This is a genomic window from Catellatospora methionotrophica, from assembly GCF_011297335.1.
In the GTDB taxonomy this organism is placed as follows: domain Bacteria; phylum Actinomycetota; class Actinomycetes; order Mycobacteriales; family Micromonosporaceae; genus Catellatospora; species Catellatospora methionotrophica.
In genome coordinates, this window is record NZ_JAAOTJ010000001.1 from 1,543,958 (window position 1) to 1,570,869 (window position 26,912).

Genomic DNA, 26,912 nt, shown 5'->3' on the forward strand with positions numbered 1-26,912 from the left:
GTGGACATGAGCACGCAGACGACGGCGACCACGCAGGCCGCGAGCGACGGGCAGCGGCCGAACCGGCGCGAGGCCCGCCGGAACGAGGACATGGCCCTGGCCGCGCGGGCCGAGCGCTGGATGGCGACCGGCCTGAGCACCGAGCCCGCCGACCGGGCGGGCGCCGAGGCGGGCGTGCGGATCGCGTACGCGCTGGCGGGGCTGCCCGCGCCGGGGCGGATGCTGTGGCTGGGCTCGCCCGCGGCGGGCGCGACGGCGGTGGCGATGCTGCGCACCGGCCTGCCCGGAGACCCGAAGGTCCGCGAGGCACTGGCCGCCCAGGGCGTCCACGACCTCCAGCTCGGCCGCAGCGTACGCCCCCAGGTGCGCACCCGCCCCTGGGCACAGGCACGGTCCGCGCTGGCCGAGCGGCGCGGCGCGGTCGGCTTCGCCCGGCACTGGGCCGCCACCGCCCGGCGGCCCTGGCAGCAGCTCGTCGACCAGCTCGCCACCCCGCTGCGCACCCGGCTGACCGAGCAGTTCGGCGCGGTCGGCGGCGAATTCGGCCGCGCGCAGCAGGACGCGCTGCTCGACGTGGTCTACGGCCAGCACGACGCGGCCTGGCTGGGCGCGTTCGACAGCGATCCCGACGTCGACGGCCTGGCCCGGGTGGCCGCCAGCGCGGGCTGGTGGTGGGCGTTCGAGCACGTCGCGATCCTCACCGAGCGCCCGCGCGCGGTGCACCGCGACAACCTGGGCCGCCTGCACCACGGCGACGGCCCCGCGCTGTCCTACCCGGATGGCTTCGGCCTGCACGCGTGGAGCGGCATGCCGATGCCCGCCGAGATCGCCGCCGAGCTGCCGACGCTGACCGTGGCGCGGATCCGCCGCGAGTCCAACGCCGAGATGCGCCGGGTGATGCTGGAGCACTTCGGGTTCGACCGCTACCTGCGCGAGTCCGGGGCGGTGGAGACGCAGTCCGACCGGTTCGGCAAGCTGTGGCGCGTCGAGCTGCCCGGTGACGAGCCGCTGGTGATGGTCGAGGTCCTCAACGCCACCGCCGAACCCGACGGCACCTTCCGGACGTACTTCCTGCGGGTGCCGCCGGACACGCAGACCGCGCGGCACGGCGTTGCCTGGTCGTTCGGCCTCAGCTCGCGGGAGTACGCGCCGGAGCAGGAGACCTGAGCACCGACACCGGCACGCCCCAGGTCGGCGGGGGCCCGGCGGGGATGCGCTCGGGCACCCCGCCGGCGAAGACCTGGTGCAGCTTGAGGCGCTTGAGGTGCACGTACCCGATGTGGCAGTCACAGGTCGCCTTGCCGCAGGGGCGCGGGCGCAGCGCGGCGCGGTAGCTGCCGTCGTACAGGCTGCCCAGCGGCTCGGGCAGGAAGTGGCAGCGGCGCACCGTGCCGTCGCCGAGCACCGACAGCGACGTCTCGCCCGCCCCGCACTCGTGCCCGGCTGACGCGTGCGGGCGCACGCTGTACCCGAACAGCGGGTCGATGGCCGTCCACGCCGCCTCGGCCCCGGCGTCGTAGGTGTGCCCGTCGGCGGCGTTGATCCACAGGTAGGTCGCCGGGGGCAGCTCGGCCCGCAGCGCGACCGCCTCGGCGTGGTGCTCGGGCAGGCCGACCATGCCGACCGAGTGCCGGATGCCGTGCCCGCGCAGCGTCGCGCACGCCGCCAGGAAACGTTCCCGGCGCACCTGGCCCGGGTGGTAGGTCGCCCACAGCGCGAGCCGGTCCGGGTCGGCGTCGGCGACCCAGCCCAGGCGCCCGGCCAGGTTCGTCTGGATGGCCACCTTCGCCACGTGCGGCAGGTGCGACAGGCGCACCAGCGCGTCGCGATACCAGGACCGGGTCAGCCCCTCGCCCCACGGCGTGAACAGCACCGACAGCGTGTCGCCGGCGGGGTTGTCGGCGACCCAGCCGGTGAACCGGGCCAGCGCGGCGCGGTCCTCGGCGAGCTGCGCCCGGCTGTCGCGCCGCTTCGCGAACGGGCAGTACGGGCAGTCGAAGTTGCAGCTCGCCAGCGGCCCGCGATACAGCAGCAGCAGGTTCACCGCAGCACCGCCCGCGCCATCGCCGCCCGCACCGGCCCCGACACCAGCCACGGCCCGATCGCGTCGCCGTGCGCCAGCCCCTCGTCGGTCAGCGCCACCCGGTGGCCGTCGTCCTTGGCCCAGCCACGGTCGGCCAGCTCGGCCAGGTGCGGGAAGTCGGCGTCCACCGTGGACCCGAACCGGGCCGCATAGCCGGGCAGGTCGACGCCCTCGGCCCGCAGCAGCGACTTCACCAGCCAGCGCAGCCGCTGCTCAGCCTCGTCGAGCGCGAACCCGAACTCGGCGTACGCGAAGTCGGCGGCGGGCCGGGACACGTAGTCGTCGATGATCGCGCGCACCTCGCGCACGCTGACCGCGTAGTCGAACGAGTAGTGCAGGTCGGCGGTGTACGACCGGGCCCCGCAGCCCACGCCGACCATGCCGTCGTCCTGGCAGCAGTAGTCGGCCCCGTCGGGGTCGGGCACGTCGGCGCGGCGGAACTGGCGCATGGACAGCTGCCGGTAACCGGCCTCCCGCAGCAGGTCACGGCCATGGCGGTAGAGGTCGAGGCGCTGGGCGTCCCACGACGCGTCGCGATCCGGCACGGCAGCCGGCGTCGGCGGCAGGTCGGGTGCCCGCCCGGCGGCGGCCGGGCCGGGCAGCGACAGCAGGCCCTCCCGGCGGCCCAGCCCGGTCAGCGGGCGCACGTACAGCGGGTAGAGGTAGACCTCCTCGGGTCGCCAGGTCAGAGCCTCGCGCAGCGAGTAGGTCCAGGTGTCGCGGGTCTGGCCGGGGATGCCGTAGATCAGGTCGACGTTGAGCAGCGGGAACGCGGCTTCGCGTAGCGCGGTCAGGGCCCGGTCGACGTCCGCGCGGCGCTGCGGCCGCCCGGCGGCGTGCGCCTCGGCGTCGAGGAAGCTCTGCACGCCCATGCTGACCCGGTGGGTGCCGTGCGCGGCGAGCACCGCGAGCCGGTCCGGGGTCGCCGTCGCGGGTGAGGTCTCCACGGACAGCTGCGCTGCGGCCGGGTTCAGACCGAGCACGCCGTTGGTGATCGCGAACAGGTCGGCCAGCTCGTCGGCGGTCAGGTGGGTCGGGGTGCCGCCGCCGATCGCGGCGCGGGCGTAGCGGGCCGGGCCGAGTGCCGCCGCGACCTGCTCGGCCTGCACCCGCAGCTGGCGCAGGTACGCGCCGACCTGCTCGGCGGGCGGCTGGGCGCGGGTGAACAGGTTGCAGAAGCCGCACCGCATCTCGCAGAACGGGATGTGCAGGTACAGGAACAGGGCGTCGCGGGGCTGACCGGCCCACACGTCGCGCAGCGCCGGGCGCGGGCGCAGCGGCCGGTACGCCGTCTTGTGCGGGTACGCGTACAGGTAACCCTGGTACGGCGACCCGTCCAGCCCCGTCACCACTCCCCCGGCGACAGCGCGAACTCGGCATACGGCACCGTCCACACCACGTCGTGCCCGACCCGGTGCCCGTGGTGACCGTCCTCGCCGTACGCCGTGCCGTGGTCGGCGCACAGCACCACGAAACACGGCCGCCGACGCCAGGTGAGCAGCGTGAACAGGCGCGGTAGCAGCGTGTCGACGTAGCGCAGCGCGGCCGCGTGACTGTCGGGGCCGTCCTCGGTCGCGCCGGGCAGGTAGTGCCGGTTGGGCTGGTGCAGGGCCGACACGTTGAGGAACGTGAACAGCGGCCTGGCCGCCGGGGCGGCGACGACGCTCTCTTCGAGCTGGTCGAGCTGGTGGCTCAGCGAGTCCGGCTCGGTCACCCCGAACGACGGCCGCCAGTGGTCCTCGGCGAACAGGTCCGGCAGCACGCTGCCCAGCGGCGACAGCCGGTTGAAGAAGCCCACCCCGCCCAGGCACAGCGTGTGATACCCGGCCTTCGCCAGCCCCGTGACCAGGTCAGGCGCGTCGAACACCCAGGTGCCCTCGGCGGTGCTCTCACTGCCGGGAAAGCGCGCCGCGAACAGCCGCTCGTGCGGCCCCGGCGTCACCGGCGTCGGCAGAAACCCCGCGAAGAACGCATGATGTGCCGCATACGTGAAGCTCGCCGGCGTATGCCGCGCCTCCCACCGCCCACCCGGCAGCACCTTGACCACGTGGGGCGTACGCCCCGCCGCCGCCTCCCCCGCCGCGACGTCATACCGCAACGTATCGACCGTGACCAGCGCAATATCCCACGCCCCCACCATGGACGCCATGTCGACGCTCACGCCGCCACCCCGGTGCGGGTGAGGAGGGCGGCGACTTCGGCGTCGTAGGTGTCGCGGCCGTCGACGAGGAGGCCGGGGAGCAGGTCGCCGAAGGCGTTGACCTCGGCGACGGCGTGGGAGCGCCAGCCCGCGGCGAACATCAGGTCGATGCCGGTGTGCAGGCTGCCGGGGAAGCGGGCGGCGACGGCGCGGCAGGTGTCCAGGCCTTCGGCGTAGTGCCGCCCAGCGGCGGCGCGCAGCGCGCACAGGTCGCCGCGTACGCCGCCCAGGTGCAGGTTCGTCATCGGCGAGCGGCTGCCGCGCACCACCACGTGCGACGGTTCGCCCGCCACGGTGACCACGCGCAGGTCGACGACGCGGCCGTCCAGCCCGGCCTTGGGCAGCCAGCGCTGCACCTGCAGCCCGTCGGGGGCGAGTGCGTCCACGATCGCGGCGACGTCGCGCTCGTCGCGGTAGTGCCGCACCCGCAGCGAGTTGAACAGCCGCCCGCCGGACAGCTCCACCGACGTGGTCGCCAGGACCCGGCCGCCGCTGCCGAGCTGCAACGCGATCACCCCGGAGGCCGACGAGCCGTGGCACGGCTTGACGAACACCCGCCGCCAGCCGGTCTCGTCCAGCCACGATCGCAGCTGCGCCCAGCTCGCCGGGGAACCGGGCAGTGCGGCGGGCACGGGGATGCCCGCCGCGAGCAGGCGCGCGTGACAGGCGGCCTTGTCGAACATGACCAGGATCTCGGCCGGGTCGGCCAGCAGCGACGCGCCCTGCTCGCGGGCGGTGTACGCGACCCGGTCCAGGGCGGCGGCGAACCCGGTGTACCAGGCCCGGCCGCCGACGATCTCGCCCGGCTCGGCGACCGCGACGGCACCGCGCAGCAGCCGGTCGACCTCGGCGTCCTCGCCGGGCGACTCGACGCGTACGACGGTGCCGGGCCGCAGCCGCAGCGGAACGCCGGTGAGCACGTCGCGCCAGGACACGATGTCGGGTTCGGACAGCCCCGCGCGTACGGCCGCTGCGGCGAACAGGGTGACGCGGCGGTGGCCGGGGTTGCCGACGACGGTGACGTGCATCTACTCGGAGACCGCGATGTAGCGGTCGTCCCAGTCGCGCTCGTCGGCCCCGGAGGCGTCCAGCTCCACGCCGGACGCGGCCAGCTCGGCGGTCAGCCGTTCCAGCACCGGCGCGCCGATGAAGTGGTGGTGCAGGTCCAGTTTGCGCAGGTGGGTGAGCGGCTGCCCGGCCAGCAGCGCGGCTGCGCCCTCGTCGCTGAGCATGCCCAGCGACAGGTCCAGCTCGCGCAGCCGGGCCACCACCGGCGCACCGGCCAGCGCCACCGCGACCAGGTCGGCGATCTCGGCGTCGCGCAGGGCCAGCGAGGTCAGCGCGGGCAGCCGGGTGCCGGCCAGGATCGGCGCGAGGTCGTCGACGGTCGCGTCGCCGCCGTAGTTCTCGGTGCCGAGCCACAGCTCCAGGTGGGTCAGCGCGGGCAGGTCGCACTCGGCGACGGCGCGCACGACGTCGGCGGGCAGTCCGCCGGACTCGATGGTCAGCGAGCGCAGCGCGGTGTGCCGCAGCGGCTTGAGGCCCAGGCCGGTGGCACCGCGTACGGTCAGCACCTCCAGCAGCGGCAGCGCCTCCAGCAGCGGAGTGATGTCGGCCTGCTGGATCCAGGAGATCTCGCACTCCTCGTACGTCATCTCGCCGAGGAACAGCGCCCGCAGCCGGGTGAACCGCGGCAGCAGGGCAGCGAGCCGCTCGATCGGCGGGGCGCTGTCGTATGCCCCGCCCCAGTTGCCGACGATCAGCGCGGTCACCTGGTTGGCCCATTCCTGCGCAGCCAGCGCTTCGAGCCGTTCCAGGAACTGGCCGGTGTTGTCGTAGTCCGGGTCCTCCAGCCGCCAGGCGGTGCCCGCGTGGGACGCCTTGCCCAGGTCGGCCGGATACTCCGCGACGGGTTTCCCGGCGAACGTCGTGATGTGGGAGCCGATCGTCATGCGCTGCCTCCGCCGGGCCGCATCGGGTCTGGGACGAGGGACATTAACACCCGCCACCGACGCCGCCGCCAAGCGTCCGGCACTCATTCATTGCATTAGATAGTTAAGTTTACTAAACTCCAGGCGTTCCACTCGGAGCGAGCCGCTTCCTCGTCCGAACCCGCACCCGATCGGGCCGCCGCGTGCCCCCGGTCGCCGCCTGCCATCAGGCCGCGCCGGGGAGGGGCGCACCTGCCTGTCCGGTCAGTCGATGTGCCGTGACACCACGTCGCCACGGCACCGGACACTGAAGGGACCCCCATGTCCGACACCACCCAGACCCGCCGCGGTCGCTGGGCCGCCGCCGGGCTCGCCCTGGCCACCGCGGCCGTCGGCGCCGCCGTCGCGCTGGCCCCGGCCACGGCGCAGGCGGTCGTGCTGCCCAACGGCTTCAAGAGCGTGGGCTACATGCCCTCGTGGGCAGGCAACGTCAACACCGTGCAGTACGGCAAGCTGACGCACATCAACTACGCCTTCGTCCTGCCGAACTCCAACGGCAGCCTGCAAGGGCTGGACAACCCGTCCAAGCTGTCCTCGCTGGTCTCGCTGGGCCACGCCAACAACGTGAAGGTCTCCATCGCCGTCGGCGGCTGGAACGACGGCAACGACCAGGCCTTCGAGGACCTGGCCGCCAACGCCACGGCCCGCACCGCGTTCGTCAACAACCTGGTGAACCTCGTCAACCAGTACAACCTCGACGGCGTCGACATCGACTGGGAGTACCCGGACACCACCGCCGAGAGCAACAACTACACGGCGCTGATGAACCAGCTCAGCACCGCCATGCACACCCGGGGCAAGCTGCTCACCGCCGCCGTGGTGTCCGAGGGCAGCACCGCCAACTTCGTGCAGCCCGCGGTGTTCAGCGCGGTCGACTGGCTGAACATCATGGCGTACGACGGCGGCAGCCCGCACGCCAACTACAACTGGTCGATCAACGCGGTCAACTCGTGGAAGTCCCGCGGCCTGCCCGCCAGCAAGGCCGTGCTGGGCGTGCCGTTCTACAGCCGCCCGACGTACTACACGTACAGCCAGCTCGTCGCGATAGACCCGGCCAACGCCAACCGCGACTGCACCACGGTCAGCGGTGTGCAGCAGTGCTACAACGGCCTGCCGACCATCCGCAGCAAGACCGCGTGGGCCAAGGCCAACGCCGGCGGCATCATGAACTGGGAGCTGTCCCAGGACACCACCGGCTCGACGTCGCTGGTCAGCGCGATCTACGAGGTCGCCATCGGCGGCACCACCCCGCCGTCGTCGCCGCCCCCGGGCGGCCGCACCGGCCGCATCGTCGGCCAGGCGTCGGGCAAGTGCGTCGACGTCGCCGCCGCCTCCACCGCCAACGGCACCGCGATCCAGCTCTACACCTGCAACGGCACCACGGCGCAGAACTGGACCATCGGCACCGACGGCACCGTCCGCGCGCTGGGCAAGTGCATGGACGTCACCAGCGCCTCCACCGCCAACGGCGCCCTGATCCAGCTCTGGGACTGCAACGGCTCCGGCGCCCAGGTCTGGCAGCCGCAGTCCAACGGCAACCTGCGCAACCCCGTCTCCGCCAAGTGCCTGGACGCCAAGGACCTGGGCACCGCCGACGGCACCCGCCTGCAGATCTGGACCTGCGCCGCCTCCGGCAACCAGATCTGGACCCTGCCCTGATTTGTCGATCATGAACTTATGGGCGTGTTCAACGGCGTGTCACCACCCATAACTTCATGATCACCCGAAAGGGACGGGCCCGCACCGGCGACGGTGCGGGCCCGTTCGCGTCCATCGATCCACATTGTAATTTAGTTTCTTCGATGGTTGACTGAGTGGAGGTTTTTGCCGAGGACGGAACGGATGATCTGCATGGGCAAGCAGTTGAGGCGCGGGCTGGTCGCCATCGCGCTCGCGGTGACCGGCGCGGCTGCCGCACCGGCGGCCGACGCCGCGGCGGCCGAGCCGGGCATGAACGTCGTCTGGTCCACCGACTTCAGCAACGGCTGGGCGGGGTGGCTCAGCACTCCGTGGAACGACCAGCCGCAGGGGGCGGTGGCCAGGCCGACGGTGCGGCCCTCGCCCGACGGGCAGGGCATGGCCGGGCGCTTCTACCTGGCCGGAGGCCAGCAGCGCAACGAGTCGCAGCCCACCGCGGCGCAGAACATCACCGAGGGCCAGACGCTGATCGTCCGGTTCACCGACTACCTGCCCGCCGGTTTCCCGACCGCCACCAGCGACTGGCAGGTCGTCATGCAGTTCAAGAACGCGTCGACCGGCTCCCCGCCGATCGAGATCAAGATCGGCCACGGCAAGTACTACCTCGACGGCAACAACGGGGCCTGGCACTACGACATCGGCGACGCGATCGCCGGGCGATCCACCACCATCACGGTGCGGGTCAAGTTCTCGGTCAGCGCCGCCACCGCGGTGATGGACGCCTGGCACAACGGCAACCAGACGGTCTTCGGCCAGCACCCGAAGGGCGCGGGCACGCTCTACTCCGGCCAGTCCAGCTACCTCAAGACCGGCCTGTACCGCAGCACCGGGATCAGCCAGCCCGGCGAGCGGTTCATGAAAAGCCTGATCATCGGCACTCCCGGCAGCACGCCGCCGCCCCCGGTGCCCGGAGTCGAGTACCACGCGGGCTCGTCGACCGACGTCAACGGCGACGGCAAGGCCGACATCGTCACCTTCACCAGGGGAACCACCAACGACGTCTACGCCGCCACCTCCACCGGCGCCGCCTTCGCGGGCACCACGGTCAAGTGGAACGACTACTTCGGCGTCGACGGCGAGCAGCAGTCCACCGGCGACTTCAACGGCGACGGCAAGGACGACATCGTCACCTTCCCCAAGGGGACGACCGACGACGTGTACGTCGGCCTGTCCACCGGCACCGGCTTCGCCCCCGGCGCCAAGTGGCACGACGCCTTCTCACCCGGCGCGCAGGTCCCCGCCGTCGGCGACGTGAACGGCGACGGCAGGGACGACATCGTCAGCTTCAGCCACGACACCGACGCCGACGTCCACGTGGCCCTGTCCACCGGCAGCGGCTTCGGACCGGCCGCCAAATGGAACGAGTTCTTCGCACCCGCCGGGGAGTATCCGGGCGTCGCCGACGTCAACGGCGACGGCAGGGACGACATCGTCGTGTTCACCCAGGGCACGAACGCCGACGTGTACGTCGGCCTGTCCACCGGCACCGCGTTCGCCGGCGGCGCGCTCTGGCACGACCTGTTCGCGGTCGGCGCGGAGCAGCCCCGGCTCGGCGACGTCACCGGCGACGGCAAGGCCGACATCGTCACGTTCACCTGCGACGCCAACGCCGACGTGTACGTGGCCGCCGCCAACGGCAGCGCGTTCGTCGGCACCGCCGTCAAGTGGAACGACTTCTTCTGCCTCGCCGGGGAGTTCCCCTACCTCGGCGACGTCAACGGCGACGGCAGGGACGACATCATCGTGTTCACCAAGGGCACGACCAACGACGTGTACGTCGGCCTGTCCACCGGCACCGGTTTCCTCGGCGGCGTGAAGTGGCACGACTTCTTCGGCCTGACCGGCGAGAACACCCTGTAGCGCGCAGCGTGGCCCGCACCGTCGCGGCGGTGCGGGCCACGTGGTCACCGCCAGCCGTGAACCGGTTCGAAGCCGAGCACGCGGCGGGCCTTGTCGATCGACAGCAGGGTCTCGTTGCCGGCGACCGGGCGCTGCCAGGGCAGGTCCGGGAAGACCTCGGCGGCCAGGTCGACGGTCTCGCGGCGCATCACGGTGTCGGCGTTGGCGATGATGAAGACCTCCAGGCCGGGCCGGGTGTACTCCAGCGCCCGCCGCACCGCCTGCGCGCCGTCGCGGCAGTCGATGTACGACCACAGGTTCCACATCCGGGCCTTCGGGTCGTCCTGCCAGGACGCGAAGTTCGCGTAGTCGCCGGGCTCCATCACGTTCGAGAAGCGCAGACCGATCATCTTCAGCTCCGGGTCCCACCGGCAGAACTGCGCGGCCATCTGCTCGTCGAGGTGCTTGGCCAGGGAGTACGCCGTCTCCGGCCGTCCCGCGTACTCCTCGTCCACCGGCAGGTACGGCGGCGGGGTGTCGAAGGGCAGCCCGAGCACCGTCTCACTGGACGCCCACACCACATTGCGAATCCCGGCCGCCCGGGCCGCCGCGAACACGTTGTAGCTGACCGTGACGTTGTTGGCGAACGTCGCCGCGTTGCCGGTCATGCCCGGCCCCGGGATCGCCGCGAGATGCACCACCGCGTCCACCTTCGCGTACCGGCTGTCGATCGCGCTGAACGCCTCCACCGCCTGGCCGTAGTCGGTGAAGTCGATCCGGGTGTAGGGGCACAGCTGCTCCCGTGGCGGTGCCACGTCCAGGTTCACCACGTCGTATCCGTTGTCGAGCAGGTCTCGCACCACCGCCCGGCCCAGCTTGCCACTGCCGCCGGTCACTGCCACAAGTGTCATCGTCCACACCTCTCCCGAAGATCCCCGACAACGTATCCCGGCCCCGAACGGGAGCGCCCGCTCCGGTGGCACATTCCGGAGCGGGCGCGGCACAGGGTGAGATCAGTGGTCGTGATCGTGGTCGCGACCGCGGCGGCCCCACGGACCCGTGATCGCCACGACGAGGCCGTCGGCCTGGATGCCCGCGAACAGGATGCGGCCGTCCTGGCTGAACACCGGGCCGGCGAACTCGCTGTCGCTGAGCTCGTTGCGGGCCAGCGGGTAGGTGACGCCCCTGTCGCTGACGCCGACCAGGTGCGACAGGCCCTCGCCGTCCTCGGCGAGGATGATGCCGCCGTACGGCGAGACGGTGATGTTGTCGGGGCCGTCGTAGTGGCCCTCGGCCTTCGGGTCCGGGTTCAGCCCGAAGATGGTCTTGAGCTCGATCGTCTCGCGCCGCGGATCGTAGAACCAGACCTGGCCGTCGTGCTCGTGCACGCTGCCGTCGGTGATCCGGGCGTAGCTGGAGACGAAGTAGACACCGCCGTCGCCGTACCACTGGCCTTCGAGCTTTCGGGCGCGGGTGACCTGGTCGTTGGTGAACTGCCTGCGCACCGAGACCGTGGTCGCCAGCCGGTCGGGCACGTCCACCCAGCTCGCCTTGTACGTCGTGCCCGGCTCGGTGGCCGCCGACAGGTCGGCGATGTGCAGGCCGTCCAGGGTCGCCGCCAGGGCCTGCAGGCGGCCGGCGGTGTCGCCGCCCTCGCTGAGGGCGAGTTTGCGCAGCGCGCCGTCGCGTCCCTTGAAGTGCTTCGGCGGGACCCAGCGCAGGTAGAGCCCGTTCGGGCCGCTGGCGTCCTCGGTCAGGTAGATCTCGTCGGTGCGCGGGTCGACGGCGACGGCCTCGTGGGCGTACCGGCCGAGGAACCTCAGCGGCACCGGGTCGAGGTTGGCCTCGGCGTCGAACGGGTCGACCTCGAACACCCAGCCGTGGTCCTGCTGGAAGTCGCCTTCCTTGCGCTGCTCGGTCTCCTCGCAGGTCAGCCAGGTGCCCCACGGGGTGATGCCCCCCGCGCAGTTGTTGTGCGTACCGGCCAGGCTGACGTACTCGCGGACCCGGTTGCCGTGGTGGTCGACCTCGATGTTGGTGGTGCCGCCGCCCGCGCCCGGGTCGAACGTGAAGCCGGGGCGCGCGGGCACCCGGAACGGCTCGTCGCCGCCGACCTCATGGTTGTTGACGAGGGTGAAGCCGCGGCGGGTGCTGAAGCAGGCGGTGCCGTCGGGGTCACTCGGGGTCGGCTCGCCGGTCGACAGCAGGGTCTTGCCCGCCTCGGCGACGATCCGGTAGGAGAAGCCCTCGGGCAGGGACAGGATGCCCGCCGGGTCGGGGACCAGCGGACCGTAGCCGGGCACGGTCGGATGGGCGTACGCGGGACCGGCGACCGCCTGGATGCTGCCGGCGAACGCGATGCCCAGGCCGGCGAGGGTGCCGGCGCGCAGCACGTTGCGGCGTGACAGAGGGGTGTGCACGGATAGCTGCCTTTCGATGGGCCTTCATGTCTACCCGTGACATGCAAGTCCGCATCCGGTAACAGCCCGCGCGCACCGCGCCAAGATCAGGCCAACAACAGGCAAACGTTGCCTACGTCGGCCTGTGTGCCCAGCTCAGCCCGCTGTCACGTCCCTGTCGAGCAGCGCCTCGGCCAGCTCGCACACCGCTACCAGCCGCCAGGTGATCTGGTCGGCGCGCCGCCAGTCCAGCGCCGTGACGTCGGGCAGGTTCCAGCCCAGCGCGGTCGCCTTGTCGGTGAGCCCGTCGGCGTAGCAGGCGAGCTCGACCAGCGGCGGCCTCCGCTCGGGGTCGAGGGCGTCGCCGACGCTGGCCGTCGCCTGGTCGAGGATGGCGAGCACGCCCGGGTCGGCCGCGGCGGCGGCACGGCCGGCGTCGCCGACGACGCGGGCGTAGCGCGCGAGCACCGAGCGGGCTTGGTCTGGGCTGGTGGGGCCACGGTCCATGCCGCGAGATTAGGTCAGCATCGGGGCCTTGAATGCGGCCTGGCGTCCGTTATGACCGAACAGAGGACAACGCTGCCCGACCGGTCCCACCCGCAGGAGGGACAGCCGGGTCGACACCGGCCGATGGGCGCGACCGGTCAGGTCGCGCCCATCGGCCGGTCGGCGGTCAGTCCCGCGAGACCGGGCGTCGCGCGGAGTTCGGCAGCGGCTGGGTCTGGTCGCTGTCGAAGCCGGGCACCAGCGGCACCGGGTACTCGTCCGGCTCGGCCGGGGCCTGGTACAGGTTCGGGTCGGCGGGCGCCGCCTTCTGGTTCGAGTCGGCGGGCGCCGCGTTCTGCGACGGGTACACGGTGCCGGTGGGCCGGTCGGCGAGTACCCGGGTCGCGTCGGCCTGCCCGGCGGCGTACGCGCGGGCGTGCTCGGCGACGCGGGTCGACTCCTCGCCGGCCCGGTCGAGCCAGGTGTCCCAGCGCGACTGCATCGGGCGGACCAGCCCGCCGCCGACGCCCACGATCAGGATGCCCGCGACGGTCGCCAGCACCGCGATCAGGATCGGCATGGTCACCGTGGTCAGCCTTCGTGAACTGTCGGCAGGGTGCTGTTGCTGGTGAGTGAGGGAACGTGACACGGGTTGTCTCCCCGCAGGCGTGGGCGCAGGGGCATGATGGATGGGCCCGGACCGAGGAGGGGATGAGTCCAGCCTCGGTCCGGGCGCTCGTTCCCGGCCGCACGGGGGGCTACGTCGGGTGTCCCATCTGCTTTGTGCAACGACGCTCACCTTCGGCGGTTAGCGGCCCCTGCGGCAGGTGTTCAGCGTTGCAGGCGGTGCGAGGTTGCGCTAGCAACGGTCGGTGATAGTCCTCGCACGTGCGAGATTTGGGCGTTTGCTGAGGTTGAGCCGTCGATTAGCTTGATCGGTTAAGCCGAAAGTTCTTTACCGGTCAGGTACTTTCGGCTGACGGATGTCCCGCCGTGTCCGGTTTGCGACTTTGTACAGTCGGAACTGCAATACCGGGTTGCACACCCCAACCACACATACACGCAGTTAGATCTACGACTGCATCCGTCACTCAGCGTGATTCGGCCCGTTCCACGGCACCCGCAACTCCACCCGATCCGCCGGCCACACCCGCACCACACCCCGATGCGACACCCGCACCATCCACGCACCCCGCGGCAAATCCAGCTCCCGCCGCTCCGCCGCCGTCGCCGCATCCACCACGATGTGCGCGCCCAGCGGCAGCAGCACAAGCTCCCGCTCCCCCGGCTGCGGCAGGATCCGGGCCCGCTGGCCCTTCTTCTGCTCGAGCAGGCCTTCGGTCAGCAGAACGCCCATCGCCCGGCGGATCGTCGCCAGACCGATGGAGTAGTCGTGGCCCAGGTCCAGGACCGACGGCAGGAACCCCGTAGCCGACCACTCGCCGTCGCCGATACGGCGGCGCAGCGAGTCCGCGACCTGGTGAAAGATGGGGACCTTCGACTCTTCGTCGATATCGCCCGCATGCACACCCGGACGCTATGAACCGGTCGTGACCTTGCATCCTTGCATCTTTGGACTCAAAGTTGAGGGCCTGCTTCTGGTGCGACCCGGACTGCGAGGCCCTGATGCCCGACGAGTACACCCGATTCGGTCAGGATCGTGATCGCCTGCCTGACCGTGGGGGTGCTGACGCCGTACTGCGCGGCCAGCTCCTTGGTCGTGGGCAGTTTCTGCCCAGGTGCGAGGGCTCCGGATGTGATCTGTTCTCGGATCTCGCGGATGATGCGACGGTAGTGCGGTTCGGACGGTGCCACGGTGTTCTCCCAGCTCGACACCGTCATCCTGACCCAGCCCCTGTCGGCTTGCAAGCAATGCCATCTTCGATGTCAGCCTTGACTTTGCAATCAAAGATTGTAACGTCGGCCCTGAGCTGCCCGACTCTCCCAGCTCGACAACTGTGCGGGTCGGGCGGCTCCCTGGAGACCGCCTCGCCGTGGCGGCAGAGTGACGACGCGGCGGGGCCCTTCCGTCCGCGAGAGGCCGTGATGATCCGGATCGGCGAACCTCCCCGGCTCACCTACCGGCAGTGTGTGGTGCGGTGGATGGGCCGCCCGATTCTGCTCGCGGCTTTCCTGCCCTACGCCCTGCTCGTCGCCGTCCTCGCCCCGGTGATCTGACCGGCCGCGTGTCGGCCTCACGTCTGGAGTAATCGTGGAGATCGAAACCAAGGGCTTCCGGGTCGACCTGACCGACGCCCGCTGGTTTAAGAGCACCAGGTCGGGCCCGAACTGCGACAACTGCGTCGAGGTCGCGTTCGTCGGCGGGGCCATCGCGATGCGGGACTCGAAGAATCCGACCGGCCCGGCACTGATCTTCACGCCGGACGAGTGGGACGCGTTTGTGGAAGGCGCGAAGGACGGCGAGTTCGACCTGTAACCACCAGCGAGGGCGCGGCAGACGATGCCGCGCCCTTCACCTTTCCCGGAGGTAATGATGGTCAGACGTGTACCAGAAGCCACCCAGCTCAACTGGGGTGCCGCCGCCGCCCGCGCACTCATCCGCATCGAAGGCAACCTCGCCGAGGTACGGGCCGGCGAGACGCTTCACCTACCGGACATCGGCGAGGCCACGATCCAGGCGGCGTGGGACAGCGGTACGCCGAAGCAGCCGACGCGCTGGGCGACATGCAAGGCCGCAGACGGGCGGGTTCACCACGTCATCGTGAGGCCCGGCGGTCCCGCTTCGCTTCGTTGACCGCTTCGCGTACCTGCGGGTTGAGCGCTTTACGGACGGTTTCTTTGCTGTAGCCGGTGATCTTCACGATGTCGACCTGCCGCATGCCCTCATTGCGGGCGCGGCGCAGGCCCTCGTCTCGGACGCGAAGACGTTCCGCGTCTGCCGCGTCGAGCTGGGCCCCGGCCGCGTCGTAGGCGGCGATCAGGTCGCGCAGCTCGTCCTCGGTCATGTCGCGATGTTGGCAGGGGTGTATTGGCATGTCAACCATGGCTCATTCAGCTTAGGCCAACCCGGGGTTGCCAGACAACCCAGGGTTGGCCTACGGTTGTCCTATGACGAACATCGCCGAGATCTGGACCTGGATCGAGACCAACAGCCAGACCGCCGCCACGCTGGCTGGCGGACTCATCGTGCTGGTCCTCGTTCTGCTCCTCGTTCGCGCCTTCCGCCGCGGCGGCGTCGACTCCGCGACCATGCTGATCGCCGCGCCGCTCGTCATCGCCTGGGAGGCCGAGGGCATCTTCGAGGTCCTCCTCGGCACAGACGCACCTTGGTTTCTCGCGCTCGCCGGGTGCGGTATGACCAGCATGGTCATGGTCAACCTGGGCGCGAAAGGCCACAAGCACTTCAAGAAGTACGGCACCATCGGGCCCAACGGGCGCACCGTCTGGTACCTCGCCATCCCCGTCGGTGTCATCGTCGCCGCATCGGCCACCACCGCGTCGATGCAGGGTCTGCGGATCCTAATCCCGGTCCTCGGCGCGACGCTGTGGTGGTCGGAGTACCGCCCAGATGAGGTCGACGGTGAGCGGCGTAAGCGCGGTGGTTCGTGGGTGTGGACACCGCGGCGAATCTTCGTTCGGTGGGGATGGATCAGCCCCAACCCGGACGACATCGTGACCCTTGCCCACGACCGCGGTGTAAGGCGTCTCGTTCGCGCCCAGTACGCGCTCCAGTACGGCTGGTTTGGATCGCGCTCCTGGCGCGCCGGGCGCGTCCGCCGAGCAGCCCGAGACGCGAACGACGCGATGGTCCAGGCCGCCCACGAGCAGATGCGCCGCGTGAAGCTCGTCGTCGAAATGACCGCGCCCGACTACGAGCCTCCGCAGCCGGAGCAGGCCACGAAAAGCGCCGACGATGCAGCAGAAACACCGCACGAGCCCAAGCCCCGTACGAAGAGCAACCCGGCGCGGGCGAAGGCCGCAGGCACCACCGCGAAGAAGTGGGTGCCGGCGGAAGACCTTGCCGCAGAGGTTCGCGCGTTCCAGCACCGCAACCCCGGTGCGTCTGTGGCGCAGGCGGCACGTGCCCTCGGGTACGACGTCCGGCACGTCCAGAAGACGGTGAAAGCGGCCGAGACCATCGCACCAAACACCGCACCCGCGATGGCGACCGCCACCGCGTAGCAAGAACCCTCCCTACCCGAGGAAGGACCCCGCTATGGGCCTGTTCAGCAGCAGGAAGAAGGAATGGACGTGCAGCGCCGGACAAGGCGGCTGGACGCTCACGGACGTCTCAGGGGGCGGCCGGAAGACCGCGGCAATCCGGAAGGAGAACCCGACCCCGCCTCGCAAGGCGGGTCGGCTGCCCAATCGGCCAGCTTGACGGCCTCCGTGGGACCGGAACCAGCACGCCCGGTCCCCGCGGTGGCCGCCAGACAGGCGGTCGGCACCACCAGCCCTTGGAGAAGACATGGCGAAGTCCGAGAAGCACGCCCGCGACGAGAAGCACGCCGAGAACGTCGCCCGGAAGCACTTCGGAAAGGACGGCAACGGCGTCGGCCGGGAACTCGTGAACGAGAAGCCGACGCCCGACCGCACGCACATCCGCAAGAAGTAGCAGCTCCGGCAACTACCGCGCGGGCTGGGACTCAGCACCCAGCCCGCGCGGAGACCACAGAGCGGCCACCACCGAGAGGAAAACTCATGCCAACCCTCTACATCACGCGCGGGCTGCCCAGCTCGGGCAAGTCCACGTGGGCCGAGCAGCAGCAGGCCGCCGACCCGACGATCAGCCTGGCTGGCCGGGACCGCGTACGCCGGATGCTCAGCCTGGCACCGTGGCCGTACGGCGACGAGGACGCCCTGGCCGAGGCGGAGCGGCGGTGCACGATCGCCCAGGCTGCGGTCATCCGCCGCCTGCTGGAGGACGGATGCAGCGTCATCGTCGATGACACGTCCCTGCTCCGCTCGCACGTCGAGGGCCTGGCTGAGCTGGCCGAGGACTTGGAAGAGGTCGACGTCTACGTCGTCAGCCGATTCTTGGACGTGCCGGTCGAGGAGTGCATCCGGCGCGACGTCCTACGGCCTGAGGCCGAGCAGGCGGGCGCGGACCGCATCCGGGCGATGTGGCAGCGGCACCTCGACGACCTGGCCATGAGCAGCCTGCAAAGCCGCTGACCGTCCGGGCAGTCACCGTCGGGCCGGATCCTGCAGTCCCGGCCCGCGCGGTGGCCGCCAGCGGGGCGACCAGACACAGAAGGAGAGCAGCCATGGCCAAGAAATTCCCCACCGCGCAGGACATCTCCGCCGAGGCCAAGGCCCGTGGGCTGAACGCGCCGGGCAAGTTCGACGAGCGGACGGCGTTCATTGCAGCCCGGACGCGCGAGGTGGCCCTGGAGGAGCACATCTCCGAGCTGCGCGACATCGCCAAGCACGGCTACGGCATCTGACCCGACCATGCGCGGGGCGCACCCCACCTAGACAGTCCGGTGCGCCCCGCCTCCACCAGCAGATAGAGGACACCATCATGACAATCGACCCGGACACCCCGGTCGACTGGGACGCCGAACTCGCCGACCTGGTCGAACCCACACCGGTCGACACCGCCGGCGACTACAGTGCGCCGAAGCACGCCGACCGTCAGCCGATCCTGCCGAAGTGGCTGCGCTCGACGGAGGCGTTCAAGGCGCAGATGCGCTGGGCCGCCGAGAACGCCGCGCACCGCGCCGGGTACCACGCGGTGCGCCTGCCGCTGTACGCCACGCGCCTCATCGCCCGGTCGCCCCGTGGCCTGGGGCGGGTGCTGCGCGGCTGGCTGGCGTGGATGCTGGACTGGGACGGACGCCAGGTCGTACGGTCCGCGGTCGCGGTGTCAGGCGACGGCATGGCCCGCAGCCAGTACGTGACCCTCGCCGATGAGCGTGGACGGCGAGTCGGGGCGAGGCTGCGGGCTTCCGGGCTGGGCGTGCTCGTGGCCGGTGCCGGGGGCGTGGCCGTGCTGGCGTCGCCCGCGTGGGTGCAACTGCTGACCGCGGGCCTGGCCGTGGCCAGCCTCGGTGCGGTTGGTGGCCGCCCTGACGCGCCGCTGGCCAGCTCCGCTGTCGTCACCAGCAGGGTCGCCAGGCTGCACAGCGAGACCGTCCAGCAGGCGCTGTTGTCTATCGGCATCGCCGGGATCAACCGTGCCCCGAAGTCGATCGGCTGGCCCGCCCCGATCCAGCGTGACGGCGCGGGCTGGCGGGCCGAGGTCGACCTGCCGCCGGGCGTGACCGCGGGCGACGTCATCGAGCGGCGCGAGGCCCTGGCGTCGGCGCTGTCGCGGCCGCTGGGCTGCGTGTGGCCGGAGGGCGCGCCGTCGGTGCACCCGGGGCGGCTGGTCCTATGGGTCGGTGACCGGGAGATGTCGAAGTCACCGAACCCGCCGTGGCCGCTGGCGAAGGCGGGCAGGGTGAACCTGTTCGAGCCGTTCGCGTTCGGCACGGATCCGCGCGGCCGGGCCGCCCCGGTCACGTTGATGTACGCATCGGCGGCGATCGGCTCCATCCCGCGCATGGGTAAGACGTTCAGCCTGCGTCTGCTGCTGCTGGCGGCGTGCCTGGACCTGAGGGCGCAGGTGTGGGCGTTCGACCTGAAAGGTACCGGCGACTTCCGTCCGTTGCAGCCGGTCGCGCACCGGTACCGGGCCGGCGACGACGGCGAGGACATCGAGTACGCACTGGCCGCGTTGTCCGAGCTGCACACCGAGATGGGCCGCCGGACCCGCGTCCTGCGGGGTCTGCCGTCGGACCTGGTCCCGGAGTCGAAGGTCACCGACCAGCTCGCCGACAACACGCAGCTGGGCTTGTGCCCGGTCGTCGTCGGGGTGGACGAGTGCCAGCGCTGGTTCGAGCACCCGGAGCACGGCGAGGCTATCCAGGCGATTTGCGAGGACCTGGTGCGCCGCGGCCCGGCCGTCGGGATCATGATGCTGTTTGCGACCCAGCGCCCGGACGCGAAGTCCTTGCCGCCGGTCATCAGCAGCAACGTCGTCCTGCGGTACGCGATGAAGGTCATGACCCACACCGCGAACGACATGATCCTCGGCTCCGGTGCCAGCAGCAGCGGCATCAAGGCCCACCAGTTCGCCCGCTCCGACCGGGGCATCGGCTACCTGGCTGGTGAGGGCGACGACCCGCAAATCGTCCGCACCCACTACGTCGACGCGGTCGTCGCGGAGCAGGTCGTCACCCGCGCCCGCGCGGCACGGGAGGCAGCGGGGACGCTGTCCGGCTACGCCCTCGGCGTCGAGCAGGACGTACAGGCCGGGCCGTCCCATGACGTGCTCGCCGACGTCCTGAGTGTCATTGCCGACAAGGCGTGGCTGGAGTCCATCGCTGAGCGGCTGGCCGAGCTCCGCCCCGCATACGAGGGCTGGGACAAGACCAACGTGTCGGCGGCGCTGCGGCCGTACGGCATCGTGCCGGCGCAGACGTGGCTGACCGATTCGGCGACTGGCAAGGGCGCGAACCGGTACGGGGTCACGGCCGAGGCGATCCGCAGAGCAATCGCGGAGCGTGACGGAAAACGGCGCAAGTAGACGGCCCGAACTGGCCGCGAATCTAGCGGCGGCGGCGCTAGGTCTAGCGCACCTGCTAGCGCATCGCATACTGCCTGACCAGCGGCCTAGTAACTAGCGAGCATCCCGGCAGCACCGCAGATCACACCCACGGAGGCACTTCATGAACCCTCGGCAGAAGCTAGGAGCACCCCACGCCACCGTCACGGCGGGTAACGCCGAGGTGGTGCGCCGCGGCAACCAGGTCACCATCACGGGCACGCCCACTGCGGTCGGCAAGGTCCTCGACGAGATGAAGTCGGAGGGTCGGCTCGCCTGGTTTGAGGGCCCGGCCCGGACGCAGACGCCTGGCCGGGTCACCGTCAACGCCGGGCTGGTCCGGCAGCGGCCGTCGGCCCGCACGGTCGCGGCGGTCGCCGGCGGCGGGGCGGTCGTCCTGGGCGGTGTCGGCTGGGCCGTCTACGAGGTCGTAACGGCGATCGTCGAGCACGCCGCGGTCATCATCGGTGGCTTGCTGGTCGTCGTGGTCGTCTTGGTCGTCGTCGGCAAGGCGGCTGGCGGCGGCACGTTCAGTGGCACGTTTCAGGGGCGGATGGACTAGTGGGAGTTGATGGCGGGGGCGCATTGGGCTCTCCGCCAGGTGGTGGACTGGCAGCCGGGCGCGGATCGGGGATGATGCGGTGATGAAGTGCGACGTCTGCGGACACCCCCGCCACGTTCCAACAGGTGCGTACATGCGGATGGGGTGCATCTCGAAGGGTTGTGGCTGCTTCCGGTACACCGACAAGGACGGGCAGCTGCTTCGTGTCGGCCCATCGGTCCGGTCGTCTCGTGAGCCCGAGGTGCGTCCGTCGCGCGGTAATCCGAAGGTGCAGCCGCCCGCTGGCCCGGACACGGGTTCTTCGCCGTCTGGTCCGAGGTGACTGCCGTGGACGAGGAACTGGCTGAGGTTCTGGCCGACACGTATGGGCTGACCACCCCAGACATGGTGTGGATGTTCACCGAGATCCACGGGATCGTGAGTGTCGCGCTGGCGCAGGAGGCGGACGGCGTGGCTGTGGACGTGGAGGAGATGGTGGCCCGGCATGTTCACGAGACGGTTAGTCGGCTTACGGGGGCGGACATTCCGGTGGACAAAACCGGGCCCGAAATCGCGTAACCGCAGGCCAGCATCCACAGCCCTGTGGACAAGACGGCGGACATCGAGCCGCTGCCAATCCGGCGGCGGCTCGCCTGATTGACACCCGCCCACAAGGTCCACATCGGCTCGCACATCCGTACAGGCTTTGTCCCCACCCCGGTACCACCCAGCATCACGGGCACCCGCCACGCCGAGACCGGGATACGGTCGCAGCCCGGCAAAGGAGGCGGACCATGGACAACCTCAGCGACGGATACCTCGAATACGCCATCGTCACGACACTGCCCGACGGGTCGAAGTTCTACGAGCCCGAGCAGTCGAAGACGATCGCGCTTGGCCAAGCCGCGCGGATCACGCAGCACTCGCCCAACCTCCCGCCCGCCTACGTCGCACGCCGCGTCGTGGTCGAGGGTCCGTGGGAGGAGGGGATTGTCGGCGATGACTGGGGCGTGAAGCGCACCTGGGACGACGGCTACTCGGAGGTTGAGGAGTTCGACTCACGGGCTCGTGCTGACCGGACCGCCAGCCTGTCCCCGGTGGCGAAGGAGACATGCAAGGCCGTGGTTGTGTCTCGGCGGGTGACAGTCAGCGAGTGGGTGCGCGACAGCGAATGATCCGAAAGCCGCCCTCGCCACGGTGAGGGCGGCTTTGTGCTGTCCGACAGCTGACACAAGGGACTGTAGACGCCCTACACTTACATGTGTAGACTGCCTACATGACGTTCTTCCGGATCCAGCCCGCAGACCGCGACACCGCACTCCTCCTCGACGAGGACAACTGGCAGTCGCGCAACTGGAACGACGAGTGGGCCCCGGCCCGCCACGGCGTGTCCGTCTGCGGCTCGATCGACGGGCTCGTCGAGTACTTCCGCACCGCCGCCGGCTGGGTCGACGAGGCCTGCGTCGTCGTCGAACTGGACGGCTACCACTCGGACGACACCGACGAGGACGCCCACGCGGGCGCACTGCTCGTCTGCCCGACCCGGATCGTCTCCGTTACCCCGGTCAGCGCCGAGCTGATCGACCGCATCTACGCCTGAGGAGCCAGCATGCCCACCACCGCCGAAGACCTGCGCCCCTTCCTCGGCCCCGCCTGGGACCAGCTAACCCCGGACCAGCGTGACCGCGTTGCCGAGGAGAACGACAGGATTCACGCGCGCTACGCCGACCCTGACCAGGAGGACGAGCACCAGGCCGCACTGAACGCTGCCGTCGAGTACCTGCTCGGCGAGGTGACCATCGATGATGCGGGTGCTTCATACGCTGCCGCCCGCCGTGAGGCTGCGCGTCTGCTCGTCCCAGCCCGCCAGATTGCGGCTATGGCCAGCGCGGACGGCATGCCTGATGCGCAGGCTGCGCGCCGCTCTGGCGTGGACCGGATGACACTGCTCAAGGACCTCGGTAAGCGGTAACGATCTGTCGCCCAGATGACACATCCTCGTGTAGACGGTCTACAGTTTCGAGTGTAGGCTGACTACAGCAAGGCAAGCTGAAAACTCAACAAAGGAGGTCCACATGGACTACACCGGCGACGCCACCGTCACCAACACCACGACCTACTACGTCGAGGGCTGGGACACCGGGACCGAGACCTGGACCCGCATCAGCGGCAGCCAGGCCGAGACCGAAGACGGCGGCTTCTGGAACGCGATCAACGCAGCCAGCTATGGCACGGGGATCAAGCGCCAGGGAAGCCAGGTCCGCATCGTCGAGGAGATCGTGATGCGCGCCCAGCGGGTCTACCCCTGGCAGTAGCCCAGTGACCAGGAGCCCCGCCCACCACGGGCGGGGCCCTGGACCTCCTCACCACCCGAAGGGACGCGACATGCCCACCCCCGAGCTGGTCACCGTATGGATCGGGCACCCCCGCTACGAGGAGCTGCTCGGCCCGGTCCGCGCCGACACCGCGCTGCTCCGCCAGATGTGGCTCGACGCCGAGTCGGAACTGGACGAACAGCCGGGCAAGCTGTGGTGCGTCTCCGTCGTCGACGGCCGGGCCGGAGCGTGGGCGGCGGCGGTCGAGGACTGCGGCGTGCTGCGCTGCTGCAACTCCTACGAGGTTCCCGCCTACCGCGGGCGCGGGCTCTACGCCGCGGCGTACGCGCACCGGCACGCCACGATCGTCGCGCCGAGCACTCTGCCCGCGATCACCTACGTGTACGACCAGCCGCTGCCGCTGCACCTGGCCGACGGCTGGGCCGTCACCGCGAGCGGCACCAGCACGGTGTCCGAGCCGGACGGCGACGGCAGGTTCGAGCACCGCTGGCACGCGATGCGGCGCTGAGTCCGGACACGAAGAAACGGCCCCGTCCTCACGCCGAAGCGGAGGACGGGGCCTTCTCCCATGGCTCGCACCACACGTAAGCCTACGACTTAGTCGATGCTGTGTCCAGGACGCCCAAGGCTTCCAGCGACGCGGGCCAGGTGCCGCGCGATGTCAATGCCGTAGAACTCCACAGCTAGGCCAGCAGCCCCGAACGCCGACACCACCAGGCCGAGAACACCCATTGCCGCAACAGGTCCAGCAAACTCTGCAGTGACGGTCACTTCGATCAACTCGCCCCCGTGGTCGACCTCGGCACGCGGGTAGGTGGCCTGGATTGCCGCTGTTGCGGCGGCAGACGTCTCATCGCTCACGGACTCGGAGTCGATAGCCCCGAGGCGAACCCGAACGATGTAGTTGTCGCCCATCGATGCTCCTCTCCTGACCACTCGGCTCGCCATCATCGTAGAACCGAGCGCCGACAGCCCTCGCCACCACGGCGGAGGCTGTTCGCGTATCCCCCACCCGGCCCATCCCCGCTGGCACGGCCAACCGATCGACCACCGCCACCATCACGGGCAGCATCGGCGGGTATGACCCAGCCCGCCCCACGCTCCAACACATGGATCACCATCGTCGCCATCGGAGCAGCCGCCACCGCATTCCTCGCCGCCGTCGTACTCGCCGCCGTCTACTACTGGGACAGGACACCCACCCCAGACGGGCCGCCAGTCACCATCACCGCCTGCAAGCACGACGGCGGCGAAACTCGCATCGGGTTCGACGTCACCAACGACGGCACCGAGGAAACCTCGTACCGGCTCCGGTTCCGGGTCCTCGACGCCGACGGCAAAGAGATCAGCAAGGGCAGCGAATACACGGGCCGGGTCGACCCCGGCGACACCGAGCAGGATGCGATCACCCTCCGGCACGTCGGCCGCGTGGGTGCTACCTGCGAATACTTGGGCGTCGAGTAGCGCATACGGTGGGCTGGTGAAGATACCCGCGCACAGTCAGGCCGACCGGCTCGCCATCGCATCCGTCAACGGCGCGGTGCAGAACCTCGCGGGGAAACTCGGCCGCGAGGAACTGACCATGGCCGAGTGTGTTGCCGAACTACACGCCATCACCGCAGACGGGCACCTTTTGGCGCACGGCCTCGGCGACCCGGACCGTTACGAGCCTGGCGGTCGGGTGCTGCAGATCGCGGAGGCGGCTGGCATCGACTTCGACGTTGCGCAGCAGCTGCACCTGGAGATGCACCCACCCGGCCGCAAGGGCATGACCCTCGGCCAGGGCGAGGTCGCCTAGCCGCTCAGTCGAATTTCAGTTGAATGAGTTCGCGTTTCAACTGAAGTTTCACCTGACGCGGCGTACGCGACCGCACCGGGCAGTCCGGGCCGGGCGGCGTGCGGCAGTGGGGGCACCACGGCGGCGACACCCGGCCAGGCATCCGGGCCATGACTACTTCGTGGGTTCGGCAGGCTTGTTCTCTACCGCGTACACGCCAACCGCGCCGAGGACCGCCAGCACGATCGTCACCCAGCCGCGCTGCTCATCAGTGAGCGGCAGAGCCTGCTGCACCGCGAGCAGCCCGGCAGTCAACGCCGCGACGATCGCCTTCGAATACTTACCCATGATCTTCCTCCTTCAGGGTTAGCCGCACGTCTGCGACGGCGGCGGCGGGATCGGCATGACCTCACGCTTGCCGTCGATCCGCGCCCGCTCCTCCGCATAGGTGCGGAATGCAAGATTCAGTGCGACCTGCGCGTTGGCCGCTGGTGCCGACCGCGCCTCGTCGATCGAACTGATGAGCTCGTCGAGTGCGACACGCTCCTCCGCTGCGGCGGCCGCACGCAGCTGCTGGTTGGCGTTGCTCGACTCGTTGTACCGCGCCTGGCATTCGGTCAGACGCTGCAGAGCCGCCATGTTGGTCATCGACCACACGAGCGCCACCAGCACCCCGACCACGACCGTGACCGTGACCGGCAGCGACTGCAGGATGTCCTTCCAGCGGTCAGCCCTCTGCTCCGTCATGACCCTTCCTCCTCCGCTTCGCTGCGGACCGCGCCCGCCATGCCAGCCCCAGGCTGGCCCCGATCACGGCCCACGCGGCCGCGCTGGTCAGAATCGTGTACCCGTAGCTCACGAGGCCGCCCCCGAAGACGGAGGGTCGCGTGGCTCGCCGCCGTCTTTGCGGCCAGCAACCAGCAGTCCGGTGAACACGCCCACCGGCAGCAGGCCCCACGTCGGGTCCGGTCTGTTCTTGTTGACCCAGACGTCGACGATCACAGCCACGCCCCACACCAGCAGCGTGGCGATCATGACGAGGTTTCGTACCCACAGACTCATGGCTGCCCCGTCTCGTATTGCAGGTTCAGAGTGTCGGCCCATCGGTGTCGGCTACGAATGTGAGCGTGCCGAGACGCCGTGCCACGTCTACGCCGAGTTCCGCCAGCTTCTCAGGCGTCATCCCGCCACGGTCGCTGGTGCCCAGTGCCGTAAGGATCTTTGCTTGGTTGGCGCGGATCTGCTTGAGCTGGCTGAAGTGGCCGTTCTGGAAGTCGAAGGCGGCCTGCGCCACCGCGCTGCGCTTGCCCGTCTTCGGGTCGGGCTCAGCGTTGACGACGTTCTCTGGGTCGACGGCCTCGCCGCACGAAGGTCCGCCGCCGTAGATGCCGTTGTAGAGCGCGGTCAGCTTCCTGTCCTGGTCTGGTGTCATGTCTTCGTCTCCTTCGATCAGGCCGATCTCGCGCAGGTAGCGCTCGTCGAGCTTCGCCTTCGAGGCGTCCCGGTTCTCGCTGTCGCGGTACCAGGACTTGTGGGTGTGCCACAGGTGGCTGCTGTCCGCCTCGCCGCTGCGCGGTGCGGACGCCCGTCCGCGTTCGGCATCCCAGCGCAGGACAGTCTTGCCATCGACGGTGCCGATGACCTCACGCAGGTCGAGGGTGTCCGGCGCGGACGCACGGCACTGGGCGAACAGCCACGCGGTGTAGTGCCGCAGGTCGAACGTGCCCAGCGGTGTCGCGATCCGGAACTCGCCGACGTCCTCGGCGCTGGCGGCGTTGGACAGCCCCGCCTTGTCGCGGGCGGTGCGCCGGGAGTAGGCGTCAGCGGTGAGCTGGTCCTTGCCGAGGTGGTACGACGTGCCCTTCGCTGCGTGCGCGGTGTCGCCGACGATCCCGACCTCGTCGGGGTCCAGGTCGTTCGGGTACGACTTGCTCGTCGGGTGCACGTCGAGGTGCTGAATCTTCAACCGCCTCGCGGCCTGAATCGTCTCCGGTGCGAACGTCACGCTTC

General features: G+C 70.2%; 35 protein-coding genes and 1 pseudogene. 19 read left to right on the forward strand and 17 right to left on the reverse strand.

The annotated features are described in order from the left end of the window. Positions 1–6: 6 nt before the first annotated feature. Positions 7–1,167, forward strand: a complete 1,161-nt coding sequence (locus HAV40_RS06690) for a DUF6745 domain-containing protein (RefSeq protein WP_239086407.1) — start codon at positions 7–9, stop codon at positions 1,165–1,167. On the opposite strand, the gene HAV40_RS06695 is transcribed toward HAV40_RS06690, so the two are convergent. Genes HAV40_RS06695 through HAV40_RS06715 form a run of 5 tightly spaced genes read right to left on the reverse strand, consistent with a single transcriptional unit; the run spans position 1,130 to position 6,235 of the window. Next, entirely contained in the window at positions 1,130–2,044 is a 915-nt protein-coding gene (locus HAV40_RS06695) for an STM4011 family radical SAM protein (RefSeq protein WP_166379854.1), read from the reverse strand. The genes HAV40_RS06690 and HAV40_RS06695 overlap by 38 nt on opposite strands. Then, the gene (locus tag HAV40_RS06700; RefSeq protein ID WP_203671468.1) at positions 2,041–3,432 is read right to left on the reverse strand and encodes an STM4012 family radical SAM protein; all 1,392 of its coding nucleotides are present in this window, start codon (positions 3,430–3,432) and stop codon (positions 2,041–2,043) included. The genes HAV40_RS06695 and HAV40_RS06700 overlap by 4 nt, the downstream gene beginning before the upstream one ends. Then, a complete protein-coding gene (locus HAV40_RS06705; protein ID WP_239086409.1) occupies positions 3,429–4,244 on the reverse strand; it encodes an STM4013/SEN3800 family hydrolase in 816 nt (271 codons plus the stop codon). The genes HAV40_RS06700 and HAV40_RS06705 overlap by 4 nt, the downstream gene beginning before the upstream one ends. Then, positions 4,241–5,311, reverse strand: coding sequence for an STM4014 family protein (locus HAV40_RS06710; protein ID WP_166379856.1), 1,071 nt, complete (start codon positions 5,309–5,311; stop codon positions 4,241–4,243). Before HAV40_RS06710 ends, HAV40_RS06705 begins: the two co-directional genes overlap by 4 nt. Beyond that, positions 5,312–6,235, reverse strand: coding sequence for an STM4015 family protein (locus HAV40_RS06715; protein WP_166379857.1), 924 nt, complete (start codon positions 6,233–6,235; stop codon positions 5,312–5,314). It abuts the gene before it with no gap. A 300-nt stretch (positions 6,236–6,535) separates the two neighbouring features. Here HAV40_RS06715 and HAV40_RS06720 point away from each other — a divergent pair, with 300 nt between their 5' ends. Beyond that, positions 6,536–7,933, forward strand: a complete 1,398-nt coding sequence (locus HAV40_RS06720) for a glycosyl hydrolase family 18 protein (RefSeq protein ID WP_166379858.1) — start codon at positions 6,536–6,538, stop codon at positions 7,931–7,933. 192 nt (positions 7,934–8,125) lie between these two features. After that, positions 8,126–9,832: an FG-GAP-like repeat-containing protein gene (locus HAV40_RS06725; protein ID WP_166379859.1), complete on the forward strand. Its 1,707-nt coding sequence runs from the start codon at positions 8,126–8,128 to the stop codon at positions 9,830–9,832. Between the two features lie 44 nt (positions 9,833–9,876). Here HAV40_RS06725 and HAV40_RS06730 read toward each other — a convergent pair whose 3' ends face one another. The 6 genes and pseudogenes from HAV40_RS06730 to HAV40_RS06755 form a co-directional block, all read right to left on the reverse strand. Beyond that, complete coding sequence (locus tag HAV40_RS06730) at positions 9,877–10,722, reverse strand: NAD-dependent epimerase/dehydratase family protein (RefSeq protein WP_166379860.1); 846 nt, start codon at positions 10,720–10,722, stop codon at positions 9,877–9,879. Positions 10,723–10,824: 102 nt separating this feature from the next. Beyond that, complete coding sequence (locus HAV40_RS06735) at positions 10,825–12,231, reverse strand: alkaline phosphatase PhoX (protein WP_203671470.1); 1,407 nt, start codon at positions 12,229–12,231, stop codon at positions 10,825–10,827. Positions 12,232–12,366: 135 nt separating this feature from the next. After that, the gene (locus HAV40_RS06740; RefSeq protein WP_166379861.1) at positions 12,367–12,717 is read right to left on the reverse strand and encodes a DUF6401 family natural product biosynthesis protein; all 351 of its coding nucleotides are present in this window, start codon (positions 12,715–12,717) and stop codon (positions 12,367–12,369) included. 313 nt (positions 12,718–13,030) lie between these two features. After that, positions 13,031–13,288 (reverse strand): annotated as a pseudogene (locus tag HAV40_RS06745) (mechanosensitive ion channel family protein); the annotation flags it as partial. A 495-nt stretch (positions 13,289–13,783) separates the two neighbouring features. After that, a complete protein-coding gene (locus tag HAV40_RS06750; protein ID WP_166379862.1) occupies positions 13,784–14,224 on the reverse strand; it encodes a GntR family transcriptional regulator in 441 nt (146 codons plus the stop codon). 50 nt (positions 14,225–14,274) lie between these two features. Continuing rightward, positions 14,275–14,538: a GntR family transcriptional regulator gene (locus tag HAV40_RS06755; RefSeq protein ID WP_239086410.1), complete on the reverse strand. Its 264-nt coding sequence runs from the start codon at positions 14,536–14,538 to the stop codon at positions 14,275–14,277. 204 nt (positions 14,539–14,742) lie between these two features. Here HAV40_RS06755 and HAV40_RS38815 point away from each other — a divergent pair, with 204 nt between their 5' ends. Next, complete coding sequence (locus HAV40_RS38815; protein ID WP_275413487.1) at positions 14,743–14,874, forward strand: hypothetical protein; 132 nt, start codon at positions 14,743–14,745, stop codon at positions 14,872–14,874. 40 nt (positions 14,875–14,914) lie between these two features. Then, on the forward strand, positions 14,915–15,133 hold the full coding sequence (locus tag HAV40_RS06760) for a DUF397 domain-containing protein (RefSeq protein ID WP_166380123.1): 219 nt from the start codon (positions 14,915–14,917) through the stop codon (positions 15,131–15,133). 280 nt (positions 15,134–15,413) lie between these two features. Here HAV40_RS06760 and HAV40_RS06765 read toward each other — a convergent pair whose 3' ends face one another. Beyond that, the gene (locus tag HAV40_RS06765; protein ID WP_166379863.1) at positions 15,414–15,662 is read right to left on the reverse strand and encodes a hypothetical protein; all 249 of its coding nucleotides are present in this window, start codon (positions 15,660–15,662) and stop codon (positions 15,414–15,416) included. Positions 15,663–15,765: 103 nt separating this feature from the next. Here HAV40_RS06765 and HAV40_RS06770 point away from each other — a divergent pair, with 103 nt between their 5' ends. From HAV40_RS06770 to HAV40_RS06825, 12 genes are all read left to right on the forward strand, one after another. Continuing rightward, entirely contained in the window at positions 15,766–16,839 is a 1,074-nt protein-coding gene (locus HAV40_RS06770; protein WP_166379864.1) for a hypothetical protein, read from the forward strand. A gap of 286 nt (positions 16,840–17,125) precedes the next feature. Further along, positions 17,126–17,272, forward strand: coding sequence for a hypothetical protein (locus HAV40_RS06775; RefSeq protein WP_166379865.1), 147 nt, complete (start codon positions 17,126–17,128; stop codon positions 17,270–17,272). Positions 17,273–17,358: 86 nt separating this feature from the next. Next, positions 17,359–17,832: an AAA family ATPase gene (locus tag HAV40_RS06780; RefSeq protein WP_166379866.1), complete on the forward strand. Its 474-nt coding sequence runs from the start codon at positions 17,359–17,361 to the stop codon at positions 17,830–17,832. A 92-nt stretch (positions 17,833–17,924) separates the two neighbouring features. Then, a complete protein-coding gene (locus HAV40_RS06785) occupies positions 17,925–18,104 on the forward strand; it encodes a hypothetical protein (RefSeq protein ID WP_166379867.1) in 180 nt (59 codons plus the stop codon). A 77-nt stretch (positions 18,105–18,181) separates the two neighbouring features. Further along, positions 18,182–20,230 (forward strand): P-loop NTPase family protein, encoded by a 2,049-nt coding sequence (locus tag HAV40_RS06790; RefSeq protein WP_166379868.1) that lies wholly within the window; start codon positions 18,182–18,184, stop codon positions 20,228–20,230. 142 nt (positions 20,231–20,372) lie between these two features. Next, the gene (locus HAV40_RS06795) at positions 20,373–20,810 is read left to right on the forward strand and encodes a hypothetical protein (RefSeq protein ID WP_166379869.1); all 438 of its coding nucleotides are present in this window, start codon (positions 20,373–20,375) and stop codon (positions 20,808–20,810) included. Positions 20,811–21,137: 327 nt separating this feature from the next. Then, positions 21,138–21,368 (forward strand): hypothetical protein, encoded by a 231-nt coding sequence (locus tag HAV40_RS06800; RefSeq protein ID WP_166379870.1) that lies wholly within the window; start codon positions 21,138–21,140, stop codon positions 21,366–21,368. Positions 21,369–21,583: 215 nt separating this feature from the next. After that, positions 21,584–21,964 carry a hypothetical protein gene (locus HAV40_RS06805; protein WP_166379871.1) on the forward strand — a complete coding sequence of 127 codons (381 nt, stop codon included), beginning with the start codon at positions 21,584–21,586 and terminating at the stop codon, positions 21,962–21,964. A gap of 101 nt (positions 21,965–22,065) precedes the next feature. After that, positions 22,066–22,389, forward strand: coding sequence for a hypothetical protein (locus HAV40_RS06810; protein WP_166379872.1), 324 nt, complete (start codon positions 22,066–22,068; stop codon positions 22,387–22,389). 9 nt (positions 22,390–22,398) lie between these two features. Next, on the forward strand, positions 22,399–22,761 hold the full coding sequence (locus HAV40_RS06815; protein ID WP_166379873.1) for a hypothetical protein: 363 nt from the start codon (positions 22,399–22,401) through the stop codon (positions 22,759–22,761). Between the two features lie 103 nt (positions 22,762–22,864). Continuing rightward, entirely contained in the window at positions 22,865–23,104 is a 240-nt protein-coding gene (locus HAV40_RS06820) for a hypothetical protein (RefSeq protein ID WP_166379874.1), read from the forward strand. 70 nt (positions 23,105–23,174) lie between these two features. Next, positions 23,175–23,633, forward strand: coding sequence for a hypothetical protein (locus tag HAV40_RS06825; RefSeq protein WP_166379875.1), 459 nt, complete (start codon positions 23,175–23,177; stop codon positions 23,631–23,633). 89 nt (positions 23,634–23,722) lie between these two features. On the opposite strand, the gene HAV40_RS06830 is transcribed toward HAV40_RS06825, so the two are convergent. Next, positions 23,723–24,040 carry a hypothetical protein gene (locus tag HAV40_RS06830; RefSeq protein WP_166379876.1) on the reverse strand — a complete coding sequence of 106 codons (318 nt, stop codon included), beginning with the start codon at positions 24,038–24,040 and terminating at the stop codon, positions 23,723–23,725. A 165-nt stretch (positions 24,041–24,205) separates the two neighbouring features. On the opposite strand from HAV40_RS06830, the gene HAV40_RS06835 reads away from it, so the two are divergent. Further along, positions 24,206–24,589 carry an FxLYD domain-containing protein gene (locus HAV40_RS06835; RefSeq protein ID WP_166379877.1) on the forward strand — a complete coding sequence of 128 codons (384 nt, stop codon included), beginning with the start codon at positions 24,206–24,208 and terminating at the stop codon, positions 24,587–24,589. 16 nt (positions 24,590–24,605) lie between these two features. After that, the gene (locus HAV40_RS06840) at positions 24,606–24,923 is read left to right on the forward strand and encodes a hypothetical protein (RefSeq protein ID WP_166379878.1); all 318 of its coding nucleotides are present in this window, start codon (positions 24,606–24,608) and stop codon (positions 24,921–24,923) included. 153 nt (positions 24,924–25,076) lie between these two features. Here the strand turns inward: HAV40_RS06840 and HAV40_RS06845 are convergent, their stop codons facing one another. The 4 genes from HAV40_RS06845 to HAV40_RS06860 all read right to left on the reverse strand — a co-directional run bounded on the left by HAV40_RS06845 (position 25,077) and on the right by HAV40_RS06860 (position 26,907). Next, positions 25,077–25,250: a hypothetical protein gene (locus tag HAV40_RS06845; protein ID WP_166379879.1), complete on the reverse strand. Its 174-nt coding sequence runs from the start codon at positions 25,248–25,250 to the stop codon at positions 25,077–25,079. Positions 25,251–25,268: 18 nt separating this feature from the next. Further along, a complete protein-coding gene (locus HAV40_RS06850) occupies positions 25,269–25,649 on the reverse strand; it encodes a hypothetical protein (protein WP_166379880.1) in 381 nt (126 codons plus the stop codon). A 108-nt stretch (positions 25,650–25,757) separates the two neighbouring features. Beyond that, positions 25,758–25,937: a hypothetical protein gene (locus tag HAV40_RS06855; protein ID WP_166379881.1), complete on the reverse strand. Its 180-nt coding sequence runs from the start codon at positions 25,935–25,937 to the stop codon at positions 25,758–25,760. Positions 25,938–25,989: 52 nt separating this feature from the next. Next, on the reverse strand, positions 25,990–26,907 hold the full coding sequence (locus tag HAV40_RS06860) for a hypothetical protein (RefSeq protein ID WP_166379882.1): 918 nt from the start codon (positions 26,905–26,907) through the stop codon (positions 25,990–25,992). Positions 26,908–26,912 lie beyond the last annotated feature (5 nt).